Here is a 12,328-nt window from a genome sequence, read left to right as displayed (position 1 = left end):
CTCTACATACTACTGAACTAATCGATTTGTAATGTAGACTTTTTCTACAGTACCTTTTTGCACGATTTCATTCAGCCTCATTTTTAATAGTTCTTCTACTTCAATTAATCCTTCCTTCGACGTAAATTGCTCTGACTTCATCGAAGAAAGCTCTTGGATAAGTATATTTTTGATTTGGAAAGTTCGTTTTTCCAACTCTTCTTTTGTCTTTTTATTGTCTGTTTGTATTTTCAACTGAATAACTAAATAATGGCCATCATTTAAGTTTGTTGTTATTTCTTCGGTATCAATCGATTGTTCTAATATTTCATCAATCGTCGGTTCTTTTGGACTATCAACTTTATTTATATTTGTAATGACAAAATAAGCCACTACACCCGATAAAGCAATCACTACTAAAATGATAATCATTATATTAATCATTTTATTTTTAGCCATTATTCCTCCTCCCTTTGTTCAGAAAGTCCTAATATATTAATATCACGATAGAATTCCCTAACTAAAAGAATAACATCTTCCTCTACTTCCCGCACGACAATTTTTTTGCCATTCGTTAAGGTAATTGTTGTATCAGGAAACGATTGGATTTGCTCTATATAAACTGCATTTAGATAAAAGGTTTGTCCATTTAATCGTGTAAGTTTAATCAAAATAGATGGGAGTCAAGCGGTTGGCTTAACTCCCTACCTCCTTACATTATCGTTTATCGTTTCAAATTAACTAATTCTTGCAGGATCTCGTCAGATGTTGTAATAATTTTAGTGTTCGCTTGGAATCCCCTTTGGGCAACGATCATTTCTGTGAATTCTTCAGATAGGTCGACGTTGGACATTTCAAGTGCGCCTGGGACAATTTCTGCAGCACCTTTCATTCCAGGAAGATATAATTCCCCTAGCACATCTACTCCATCTCCATCTGCATCTAACGTACCTGAGTTAGTAGTAGGTTTATATAGATTTTGACCTACTTTTTCCAAACCACCATTGTTCGGGAATTTTCCAAGACCAATAAAACCCGCAACAACTAACTTATCATCTTTATCAATGAAAGTTACCTTTCCATCCGCACCGATACTGAAGGATTTTGCATCAGTCGGTACCTTAAGAGCACCCAAACCACTAGTTGCTAAGCCATCTGCACCACTGATATTGCCATTAGAGTCAAAATTAACTTTTGCTGCACCTGTACCCTCTGCAGGAGTGTTAGCTGCATTTGCAGTAATTCCAAGCACATACAACCCATCTGAATTCACGATAAAACCATCTTTATCAAAGTAAAAATTACCTGCTCTCGTGTAGCTAATATCAGGAGTAGTTACTACATATGGATAACCAGTTGCTAGCGTACCGCTACCAACCATAAAATAACCATCGCCAGCTAAAGCTAAGTCTAATGTTCTTCCCGTTGTTTGTGTACTTCCAGGAGTATCTATTGTGTCGATAGTTGCTAATTGTGATCCCAATCCAACTTGTTTAGGGTTCACACCACCCTTTGTAGGACTAGGACCACTTGCCCCAGCAATCTGCTGGCTTATTAAATCCTTAAACACAACTCTTCCCTTCTTAAACCCATACGTATTAACATTGGCAATATTATTACCAATTACATCTAGTTTTGTTTGGAAGTTTTTCATTCCTGAAATCCCTGAATACATTGAACGTAACATAAAATATGCGCTCCTTCATTGTTTATTGTTCACTGCATCTATCGGTCAGCAGTGTTTTAGAGCCCCCATACGGTCCAGCTCTATACTTGCGTTAAATTAATATCGTTCCATTAATATTGGTGAAAATTTGTGAACTTGCTTCAATTCGATCCATTGCGGTAATGACTGTATTGTTTTTAGCACTGACAATTAACGCCGCTTGATCCGTAACAACTAATGAATCGCTGACACCTTTACCTTTTGCTTCATGAACCTTTTGCTCAATTTTATTCCAAAGCTCTTGGTCTATTTTTATATTTCTTTCAGTTAAACGTTTTTCTGCATGTTTACTAATTTTTAAGGTAGTATCTTCTTTGATCGTATTGCCAAGCAGTTCTTTAAACGAAGGGCCAGTGTGGTCGACCGTTTTTTTACTTTGCTGCTTAATATGGGAGAGTGGATGGTAGTTTAATTGCTGTATTCGATGATCCATGTTTCCACCACCTAATTATTGTTTAGTCACCTTTGTTATTTGATTGCCGCTAATTAAAGTTCCGTCCTCTAATTCATACTGAACTTTACCATCTTTCATTTGGACAGATCTAACGATTGAATCAATCGGTTCATCATCTTCATTGATCCATGAAACAAGTTTGCCAATCATTTTGCTGGCCGTTGTTAATTGGTTTTCATAAGATGATTCATATTGATTTTGCACTTTTTTGATCTCATCTTGGTATATTACCTTACCATCATCTAAGTGAAGCTCGACAATATCACCTTTATTGACAATTGATTCAATTGTGCCTGAACCTGTTTCAATAGTAGGTTCAAGTTCATTGCCGTCCTCATCAACATTCTTTATGATAATTTCCCAATCAACTTTTTTCCCTATCCAACCAACATAAGAGCTAAGTGTGTTGCTTTTTTGAAATTCGATAAATTTTTCGAAAGAAGAGGCCATTTTTGTCATTTGTTCTAATGATGTGAACTGAGCCATTTGGGCAATAAACTCTTTATCTTCCATCGGATTTAGCGGATCCTGATTTTGTAATTGCACCATTAATATTTTTAAAAACTCGTCTTTCCCTAAATTGTTAGATGGTGCTTTTCGTTGTGCCTGTCTGTAATTCTCTAGATATAGGCTTGGATCAATTGTATTTGTCATTTTATGATAACCTCATTCCTATACCATAATGTTTAATAGTTCATCCTTAAATGAATTTGAATCTATTGAATCTTCATCTTTGTTCCTTTGATTCGCTGGTTCCTGCTCGTTTCGTTTCGATTGGTCCTCTTGCTGACGGTTTCCTTTATTGCTTTCATCAAACTGGCTGTCACCCTGATACTGGATATCCAACTTTTCAACCGTTATATTTTGTGTTGTAAAAACATGCCTTAGTGAATTCAAGTTTGTTTCGATGACTTCCTTGGCCGTTTTCGATGATGCAATAATGCGAGCGATCATTTCACCATTTGATTCAATTAGCTTGATCGTAAGTGTTCCTAAATGCGCAGGATTTAGCTTAAGCATCAATTGATTAGTCCCATTCGGTGACGTGCTAAATTTACTTTGCTTCATGATAGTTTGGAGTTGTTCCAAAATTTGGTCCTCAGGCAACGGCGAGCCGGAAGCTTGTCCTACATTTAAAGCATATTGTTGGATTCGATTTACCGATCCCCCATCCTTGATAGAACTAGCAACAAGCTGGTCAAATACATCTTCGTGCACTACAGCTTGTGTCAGTTTAGTATCAGTAGCATTGTTTGTTAGCCCATTTAAATCTTTTTTAGCAGTATCTTGATGACCAGAATTCTCACTAGCTGACGTACTATAAAGTACCTTTTGAATCGTTTGTCTTAGCTCAAATTTATTTTGCATGACAGTATCAACCGGATTTGTCGTATTCTTTTTATCAAGCAGTTCATTGAGTTTACTTAAAAGCATGCTTGCGCTTTGAACTTCTTTATCAGCAATCTGAACATTGAACACTTCATTCATTTGACGTTGTAATAGCTTCAAAAATTCAGATTGTTTCAGATCATCTGGTAATTGCCCTTTTTTCTCAAGCTGATACAGAGAAAGTAGTAATAGACCTATTTGTTCTTGACTGCCTGTCTCTGTTTGAGCTACTAAATATTCAAATGATTGACCTGATTGAATAAAATCCTTCAGTAATTGCTGAATTTGCGGAGGCATTTGATTCAACAAAGCTAACACATCCGGATCTTCCATCAATTTAGGATCAATAAAACCCTGATCTATTGGAATTAACTCCTGCAATTGTTCCATTGCTTGAAGTAGTTCTCCGGAATCCACCGAATTATCAGCTACAACCTCGGCTTTTACTATAGAAGGTTGGGGATCCTCTTTTTCTTTAGGAACTTTTACTTTTACGTTTTCGTTTTTATTTACTTCCCCATTCAATATTTTTGCAAATGGGTTTGTCTCATTACCGTCATTTTTCACTCTATCCATCGATTTCTTGGTAAAATCTAGCTTTTGTGTTGCTTTAGGATTAACAAATACGGCTGCGGCATTCATTTTTCTCACCTCCTTTCAAGGAAAAAAGCAGAATAAATACTATTTTCTTACCCTTCGTTATTAATTTCGGCTTTGTTCTCTTCAGCTTTTAATAAAACGGTTAATTCTGCTGCTTTTTTAGGTTCCATTTTTTCCAAAACAGCGGCTCTTGTTTCATTATTCAATTTGACTAATATTTCAATCGAATCTTTATTTGCCATAACGGATAGAATGGCAGCTGATTTTTTCGCCGACATCGTTTCGTAAACCTTCGCAAGCTCTTCCAGCTTGATTGTTGCCTCTTTTTCTTTCTCTTCCAAAGCTTTGATTTCATTCACTAATTTATCAATTTCTTCTTGCGAAGCCTTGAGATCTTTTTGCTTGCTTTCAATTTCAGCCTGCAAATTTGCAATTTCCGCTTTTTGATCTTCAATTGTAGCTTTTAAAGAAAAAACACTATCACTAACTTCTTCCTTATCTTCATCATTAGAAACGATTGATGAAATAATCGGTATATCACCGCTATACTTTTTAGCTAAGTCAAATACATTAATACCGGACATTGTCATCACAACTAAGGCTATAGCTATGGCAAAAAAGAGCGGAATCACGATCACAAACAAAAACCACTGAATTTTGCTACTTTTTTTCTCCTCATTTAGGCTTAGTTCTTCAGCTTTATTGCTCATATAAACACCTAATTTCCTCGATTCATATATTGTTGGATCGAGATCTCATCCATTAATTTATTTTCCTCTGCTTTCTCCAATTGACTATAGGCAGCCAAGGATTTTTCTTTCATTATTTCATATTTTTTTACCTCAATGTTTTTTTCAAGTAAAAGCTGTTGTTTTAATTCCATAAATTTACGAGCTTTTGCGACTTGAACTTGCCACTCCGCAATTGATTTATCAAGGAATGGCAAAAATCGTTGTAAATCCTGAATTTGTCTAATATTTAAGCCCGATGTTAATTGTTTCCCTTGTTGATCTATTAAATCTTCCTTTTGCTTAAGCAATTGATATAGTTTAGTCGCCGCTTTCTCAAATTTTTGGACAGCATCGTTGTATTCACCGATAACGACATCTTTTTCGTTTTCTTTGATTGATAATAATTTTTCGAATTTATATTTAAATGCCATATCGACTACCCCCAAAAACATGATTTAATTTTCGAATAACTGAATGAGAGTGGATATGGAATCTGATTTTCGGATGTTTTCATCTGTCTCTTGTTTTAGAAAAGAGATAATCCTTGGATAAAAGCGAATAGCTTCATCAATTTCCTTAGAGGATCCGCGTTTATAAGCACCGATATTAATTAAATCTTCTGAGTTTATATAAGTTGACAGCAAGTCTCTTAATCTTTCAGCCGCTTTTCGGTGCTCTTTTGAAACGATGTTATTCATAACACGGCTGACACTTTTTAATACATTAATAGCCGGATAATGGCCTTTATTCGCTAAGGCCCGGTCCAAAACAAGGTGACCATCTAAAATCCCGCGTACGGCGTCTGCGATGGGCTCATTCATATCGTCGCCATCAACTAATACTGTATAAAATGCCGTAATGGAGCCTTTATCATTCATACCGGTTCGTTCCAAGAGCTTTGGCAATATAGCGAATACAGAGGGTGTATACCCTTTTGTCGTCGGTGGTTCACCAATAGCAAGTCCAATCTCTCGCTGTGCCATTGCAACACGTGTTACCGAATCCATCATCATCATGACATTATAGCCCTGATCACGATAATATTCTGCGACTGCAGTAGCTGTATACGCACCCTTTAACCTCATTAGTGCCGGTTGATCAGAGGTTGCGCAGACAACAACCGATTTTTTCAAGCCCTCTTCCCCTAAATCTCGTTCAATGAACTCCCTTACTTCACGACCACGCTCACCTATTAAACCAATTACATTAATATCGGCTTCAGAATTGCGAGCGATCATTCCCATCAACGTACTTTTTCCCACACCACTACCGGCAAAGATACCAATCCTCTGTCCTTTACCGACTGTTAAGGTGCTATCGATTACTCGAATTCCTACCTCGATCTCTTCTTCGATCGGGGGCCTTTTCATCGGATTAGGAGGTGACTGGTCTGTTGGAGCTGGTGTTAATCCCTTCGGAAGCGGACTTTCGTCCATCGGTAAACCAAGCGGATCTAGAACTTTTCCGATCAGGGCAGATCCAACTTTAATTTGTAATGATTCACCTGTAGCCTCAACGAGGCAGCCCGGAGAAATATCCTGTATATCGGTATAAGGCATAAGCAAAACAAATGAATCACGAAATCCTACCACTTCAGCAGGAATAATCCGCTTTCGCTTCAAACCTACGTGGATATAGCATAAGTCCCCAATAGAGCTTTCCGGTCCGCGCGATTCTATCATTAAACCGATGACTCTTGTTACACGGCCATAGCGTTTAAAAGTATCAATTGAATCGATCATAGAGATGAGATTAGCAGTTTTCATCTTCCATCTCTCCCTCCAAAATTTGGAGTAGCTTAAGCTTTAGTTCATTTAGCTGACTATCTATACTTGCGTCGATTCTTCCAAATGACGATTCGATGATACAATCCGTTTCTTTTAGTTCATCATCAGGAAAAATATAAATTTGCGTTGTTGGGTTATTGAAATAAGCTTTAATTTCCTCTTTTTGCGATATTAAAAGACTATAATATTTAGGATGAACATGGATTTGTACATCCTGATGGTCCTTTACTTCTTTAACAACCTGCTTAACCAAATTCAGAAAAATATCCTCGTTTAATTCCAAAGTAAAACCGATAATTTTTTCTGCCGCTTTTAATCCTAGATGAAGAACGGTTGTTTCCGATTGTTCCACATTTTTTAGATAATCTTGTTTACTTAGGATTACAGTCTCTTTGGCAGTGTTGATCAGAGTTTTAAATTCGTGAACTCCTTCCTGTCTACCTACCTCAAAGCCTTCTGCATACCCATCTTGTTTGGCTGTTTCAATCCAATGCTCTTTTTCGATATCCCAATTCTGTTTTTCTACTTCTATTTGATGCATGATTTCTTGTAATTTATTTTCGGCATCTCTTAAAATTGAAATGGCCTCTTTCTCGGCATTGCGAATAATTTCGTCGGCCTTTGCTTCAATTTCCCTTAAATCAACAGTCTTCTCCTCCGCTTCTTCGCTTTGGTTGTAACTATCTTCGAAATACTGCCGTTCTCCGCTTAACGGTTTTAATTGGATGACCCTTTTTTTACCTTCTTCAGTTTGTGTGAAAGGAGATTTGATAACTCTAGACAATGATATCGTCTCCTCCTCCACGGGCAATCACGATTTCACCAGCTTCTTCTAGACGTCTGATCGTAGCAACAATCCTTGTCTGTGCTTCTTCAACATCGCGAAGACGTACAGGTCCCATAAATTCCATTTCTTCGATGAATGTTTCTGCCATCCGTTTTGACATGTTTTTAAAGACAATCTCTCTAACTTCCTCACTTGCTACTTTAAGTGCAAGCATTAAATCTCCATTTTCACAATCACGAATAACACGTTGAATCGCACGATTATCAAGTGTAACAATATCCTCGAAGACAAACATTCTCTTTTTAATCTCTTCAGCAAGCTCAGGGTCTTGAATTTCTAGTGCATCTAATATAGTCCGCTCCGTACTTCTGTCTACACCATTTAGCACTTCAACAACAGCCTCAATACCGCCAGTTTGAGTATAGTCTTGAGTTACCGTAGTAGATAGCTTTCGTTCTAAAATTTGTTCAACCTCATTAATAATTTCCGGTGACGTACTATCCATTAAAGCAATACGTTTTGCAATATCTGCCTGCATTTCCTGTGGGAGTGCAGACAGAATTTGACCGGCTTTTTCCGGGTCAAGATACGAAAGTATTAACGCAATTGTTTGTGGATGCTCGTTTTGGATAAAGTTTAATATTTGGGAAGGATCGGCCTTCCTTGCAAAATCAAATGGTTTAACTTGCAAGGAGGAAGTCAAACGGTTAATAATCGATGCCGCTTGTTCTGGTCCTAACGCTTTTTCCAAAACTGTCTTCGCATAGCCAATACCACCCTGTGAAATATACTCTTGAGCAAGGGCGATTTGATGAAATTGATCAAGAATATCCTCTTTTTGTTTTGTTTCAACTTTCTTTACACTTGAAATCTCTAATGTAAGCTTCTCAATTTCTTCCTCTGATAAGTGCTTATATACTTGTGCAGAGACTTCTGGCCCAAGAGAAATAAGGAGTATGGCAGCTTTTTGCTTTCCTGTAAGTTCTTCCGAGTTTTTAGACATAAAAGCCCCCCCTAATCTTCAGCCAACCAAGAGCGCAATAATTTCGCAAATTCATCTGGCTTTTCTTTTGCCAATTTTTCAAGCTGTTTTCTTCTTGCGCTTGCTTCCGTTTGCTGTTCCTCATTCACATCTGGAATATCGATAATTGGCCCTTCCGTAATTGGAGCCAAATCTTCGATAGCCTCTTTTTTCTTATTTCTGCGAAGGAACATAAATAAACCAATAACAACGGCTAACAATAGTAAAACACCGCCAATAATCATCGCTAAATTACTTTGAACCGTATCCATAAATGTCGGTACAGGCATTGGTTCGATGCCATTAAAGGCTTGCCAGGTCACATTTACTTTTCCATTTAGATCGGCTTCCTTATTGTCGATTGTCGTTTTAATGATGCCATTGAGCATATTTTGGATTTCCGCACCAAGTGTTTGCTTCGTTTGATCATCTAAATCCGTGCTGTCAATAGCCACTTGAATCCCAAGATCCTTCACTTTATAGGGCGATCCTTCGACAGTTTCCATAATTCTTGTTACATCATAATTTATTCTTTCTTCAATATTTTCATATTCGCCATTATTATTACCGTTTTGGGCTGGATAATTTGGGACATCATTTTGTCCAGCTCCAACTTGTCCACCTGCAGCTCCATCACCAACAAAGGATTCAGAGATTTTTTCTGCACTGATGGCAATTCCCTTCATATTCTCTTCATCTATTGGCTTTACAATATTACTTGTTGTATTGACCTTAGATGTATCAATATCTGCTGTTACTGTAACAATAACCTTATCTCTACCCATCATGAGTCCAAGCATTTGCTGAACTTGGCGTTGGATATCCCTTTCAACCTGCTTTTGGATTTCATATTGTTCTGTAAAGTTAACACCTGCATTTCCATTATTTCCGGCAAATAATTTTTTTTGATCTAGATGCTCAAAATACTGGTTTGTGATGACGATATTTTCTATAGGCAGGTTTGACACACTTTTAGAAACAAGATGGTATAGTCCCTCAATTTGTTCATCCTTAAATTTATAGCCTGGTTTTTGGTGGATGACGATTGACGCAGAAGCAGTTCCTTGCTCTTCACCGATAAAAACACTTTGCTGTGGCAGTGAAATCATTACTTCCGCATCCTGCACACCTTCAAATCTTTTGATCAGTCTTTTAAGCTCACTTTGAACAGCTGCATTTTTTCTCATCTCAAACTCTTCTTGGGTCGTACCAAATCCACCCTCACCAAATGATGAAAAATATATTTCACCGCTGTCAGGTATACCTTCAGCCGCCAATTCCACTGTTAATGTATCTACTAATTCGGATGGCACTTTAATAGTAGTACCATCGTTTGTTATTTCAGATTTTATCCCTTTTGAATCCAATGTAGCTTTTATTTGCCCGGTTTCCTGGGGAGATAAATTACTATAAAGAGGGACAAGATTAGGTTTTGATGCAAAAATTGAAACGAGAATCAAAATGACGATGAATGCGCCTACTGAACTGGCAATAATGGTTTTTTGGGTTTTCGTCCTAGCATTCCAAAAATCCATAATTTTATTTTTCAAGTTTACTAGCTTCTCGTTCATGATGGCCCCCAGCATATTCCTCTATGTTTTATTCTTTTTTTAGATTTGCATTCTCATAATTTCTTTATAGGCATCGATTACTTTGTTACGTACTTCAATCGCTGCTTGTCTTGTTACACTTGCCTTCTGTGCTGCAATCATTACATCATGAATATCCGTTATTTCACCTTTTATAAATTTATTCGTAGCAATATCAGATTGTATTTGTGACTGATTAAGTTCATTGATTGCACTCTTTAAAGCACTTGAAAATTTCTGGTGTGCTTCAGAGGGAGTGACTCTTTGAGAAATAGAATCATTACGTAAATTTGTTGGCTGATTTAATTTAAAGGGCGAAATTCGTTCCATCTAATGCTTTACCTCCTCACTACTTCCCAATTTCAAGTGCTTTCATCAACATGCTTTTCGTCGCATTAAAAGCAGTGATATTCGCTTCATATGATCTAGTTGCACTCATTAAATCTATCATTTCCTTAAGAGGATCGACATTAGGCATAGCAACATATCCATCTGCATTCGCATCTGGATGTTCAGGATTATATACATACGTAAATGGCGTCTCGTCCTCCACAACGGCTCTAACTCGAACACCTTGTCCCGGATTTTGCGACTCCTTCATTGCCTTATTTAAATAAGTATTGAATGAACCTTTAACAGGTTCAAATTCGACCATTTTTCTGCGATAGGGCTGCCACTCACCGTTTACAAAATTAGCTCTTGTTGATTCCGCATTGGCCATATTCGATGAAATGACATCCATACGAAAGCGCTGAGCCGTTAAAGCAGAGGCAGATATATTCATTCCATTAAAAACACGCAAGATTAGTTACCTCCCTTTAAAGCCTCTTTTAAAGAATTAAACTTACTATTCATCCTATCAACAAGGACATTATAGTAAATTTGGTTTTGAGCCATTTCTGCCATCTCTTTATCAATATCGACATTGTTTCCATTATGGTTATAGGACGTTGTGGCTCTAGTATTTACTTCAATATTGGAACTTCCACGCTTAAACTCAAAATGCCGAGCATCGGAACGACGTGCTTGTAATGTAGCACGATCAAATTCAGATTTAAAGCTTACTTCCTGAGCTTTATAGTTAGGCGTATCTACATTGGCAATATTATTTGAGATCGTCTTTTGTTTAAGCGATGAGTATGCCAAAGCATTTTCTAATGACTGAATAGAATCTGAAAATAGTTTCATAGTATATCTCCTCACTACATTCATTTTACTATGTAACTAAACCACAGGAATTAGGTAATTATTCCCAAGATAAAATACACTATAGAATATCATATTACAATTTACACATTATTATAAATCATTTCTATACAAATGATAACAAAAAAAACAAATTGTCGGCAAATGTCTATAAAATTAGAAAAAAAGTCCCATTTATCCTACAAAAACCACATAAAAAAAAGCTGCCCAAATTTAGTAGAAACAACCCAAATTGGACAGCTTTTATTATTAATTGGTTTTTAATTTTGAAAGTTCAATAAGGAATTTGTCATTTAATACCTTGATATATGTCCCTTTCATACCAAGAGAACGTGATTCGATTACACCCGCACTTTCTAATTTTCTTAGTGCGTTAACAATAACTGAACGTGTAATTCCTACACGGTCGGCAATTTTACTGGCAACTAGCAATCCTTCATTACCTTCCAGTTCATCAAAGATATGCTCAATTGCTTCCAACTCACTATATGATAATGAGCTGATTGCCATTTGAACAACGGCTTTACTTCTTGCCTCTTCTTCAATTTCTTCTGATTTTTCACGAAGAATTTCCATGCCTACTACTGTTGCACCATACTCTGCAAGAATTAAATCATCATCTGAAAAATTTTCCTGAATTCTTGCAAGAATTAATGTACCTAGACGTTCTCCTCCACCATTAATTGGAACGATAGTCGTTAAGCCCGCTTGAAAAATATCTCTATTTTCTACCGGAAAAGCTGTATATTCACTATCAATATCCAGATTTGCTGATGTTTCTGTTACATTAAATAAATTATTTGTGTAGTCAGTAGGAAACTGTCTTTCTTCCAACATCAATTTCATACGATCATTTTCAATTTGTTGCTTTATTGCAAATCCTAACAATTTCCCTCTTCTACTTACGACATAAACATTCGACTCAATCACATCACGTAAAGTTTCAGCCATTTCTTTAAAGTTAACTGGTTTTCCGCCAACTTTTTGCAGCATTGCGTTAATTTGTCTAGTTTTATCAAGTAACTTCATCTTAATCCTCCTAATATTGGAAAAATAATC

At 36.7% G+C, this 12,328-nt stretch carries 16 protein-coding genes; all 16 read right to left on the bottom strand.

The genetic code is table 11. From position 1 onward, the window contains the following. Positions 1-9: 9 nt before the first annotated feature. Positions 10-438, bottom strand: a complete 429-nt coding sequence (gene fliL, locus P9E47_RS16240) for a flagellar basal body-associated protein FliL (RefSeq protein WP_003332546.1) — start codon at positions 436-438, stop codon at positions 10-12. After that, positions 438-650, bottom strand: a complete 213-nt coding sequence (locus tag P9E47_RS16235; protein ID WP_003332545.1) for a flagellar FlbD family protein — start codon at positions 648-650, stop codon at positions 438-440. Before P9E47_RS16235 ends, fliL begins: the two co-directional genes overlap by 1 nt. 53 nt (positions 651-703) lie before the next feature. Next, positions 704-1,666 carry a flagellar hook-basal body complex protein gene (locus P9E47_RS16230; protein ID WP_326164041.1) on the bottom strand — a complete coding sequence of 321 codons (963 nt, stop codon included), beginning with the start codon at positions 1,664-1,666 and terminating at the stop codon, positions 704-706. Positions 1,667-1,757: 91 nt separating this feature from the next. Continuing rightward, a complete protein-coding gene (locus tag P9E47_RS16225; RefSeq protein ID WP_003332543.1) occupies positions 1,758-2,138 on the bottom strand; it encodes a TIGR02530 family flagellar biosynthesis protein in 381 nt (126 codons plus the stop codon). Between the two features lie 15 nt (positions 2,139-2,153). Next, entirely contained in the window at positions 2,154-2,813 is a 660-nt protein-coding gene (flgD, locus tag P9E47_RS16220; protein ID WP_326164040.1) for a flagellar hook assembly protein FlgD, read from the bottom strand. Positions 2,814-2,831: 18 nt separating this feature from the next. Further along, on the bottom strand, positions 2,832-4,190 hold the full coding sequence (locus P9E47_RS16215) for a flagellar hook-length control protein FliK (RefSeq protein ID WP_326164039.1): 1,359 nt from the start codon (positions 4,188-4,190) through the stop codon (positions 2,832-2,834). A 47-nt stretch (positions 4,191-4,237) separates the two neighbouring features. Beyond that, positions 4,238-4,858 carry a MotE family protein gene (locus tag P9E47_RS16210; RefSeq protein ID WP_326164038.1) on the bottom strand — a complete coding sequence of 207 codons (621 nt, stop codon included), beginning with the start codon at positions 4,856-4,858 and terminating at the stop codon, positions 4,238-4,240. A gap of 8 nt (positions 4,859-4,866) precedes the next feature. Beyond that, positions 4,867-5,310, bottom strand: a complete 444-nt coding sequence (fliJ, locus tag P9E47_RS16205; RefSeq protein ID WP_003332539.1) for a flagellar export protein FliJ — start codon at positions 5,308-5,310, stop codon at positions 4,867-4,869. A gap of 24 nt (positions 5,311-5,334) precedes the next feature. Next, positions 5,335-6,645 (bottom strand): flagellar protein export ATPase FliI, encoded by a 1,311-nt coding sequence (gene fliI / locus P9E47_RS16200; RefSeq protein WP_003332537.1) that lies wholly within the window; start codon positions 6,643-6,645, stop codon positions 5,335-5,337. Next, entirely contained in the window at positions 6,632-7,450 is an 819-nt protein-coding gene (gene fliH, locus P9E47_RS16195) for a flagellar assembly protein FliH (RefSeq protein ID WP_326164037.1), read from the bottom strand. The genes fliI and fliH overlap by 14 nt, the downstream gene beginning before the upstream one ends. After that, positions 7,443-8,456: a flagellar motor switch protein FliG gene (gene fliG / locus P9E47_RS16190; protein ID WP_326164035.1), complete on the bottom strand. Its 1,014-nt coding sequence runs from the start codon at positions 8,454-8,456 to the stop codon at positions 7,443-7,445. The genes fliH and fliG overlap by 8 nt, the downstream gene beginning before the upstream one ends. An 11-nt stretch (positions 8,457-8,467) precedes the next feature. After that, on the bottom strand, positions 8,468-10,045 hold the full coding sequence (gene fliF, locus P9E47_RS16185; protein ID WP_003332534.1) for a flagellar basal-body MS-ring/collar protein FliF: 1,578 nt from the start codon (positions 10,043-10,045) through the stop codon (positions 8,468-8,470). Positions 10,046-10,084: 39 nt separating this feature from the next. Then, positions 10,085-10,393, bottom strand: coding sequence for a flagellar hook-basal body complex protein FliE (gene fliE / locus P9E47_RS16180; RefSeq protein ID WP_326164033.1), 309 nt, complete (start codon positions 10,391-10,393; stop codon positions 10,085-10,087). Positions 10,394-10,412: 19 nt separating this feature from the next. Further along, positions 10,413-10,865 (bottom strand): flagellar basal body rod protein FlgC, encoded by a 453-nt coding sequence (gene flgC, locus P9E47_RS16175; RefSeq protein WP_003332532.1) that lies wholly within the window; start codon positions 10,863-10,865, stop codon positions 10,413-10,415. 2 nt (positions 10,866-10,867) lie between these two features. Further along, positions 10,868-11,251: a flagellar basal body rod protein FlgB gene (flgB, locus tag P9E47_RS16170; protein ID WP_003332531.1), complete on the bottom strand. Its 384-nt coding sequence runs from the start codon at positions 11,249-11,251 to the stop codon at positions 10,868-10,870. A gap of 267 nt (positions 11,252-11,518) precedes the next feature. Continuing rightward, positions 11,519-12,298 (bottom strand): GTP-sensing pleiotropic transcriptional regulator CodY, encoded by a 780-nt coding sequence (codY, locus tag P9E47_RS16165; RefSeq protein WP_003332530.1) that lies wholly within the window; start codon positions 12,296-12,298, stop codon positions 11,519-11,521. Between the last annotated feature and the right edge of the window lie 30 nt (positions 12,299-12,328).

Source organism: Schinkia azotoformans (genome assembly GCF_035811335.1).
In the GTDB taxonomy this organism is placed as follows: Bacteria; Bacillota; Bacilli; order Bacillales; family Bacillaceae_J; genus Schinkia; species Schinkia azotoformans.
This window is presented reverse-complemented; position numbering and strand designations above follow the sequence as displayed.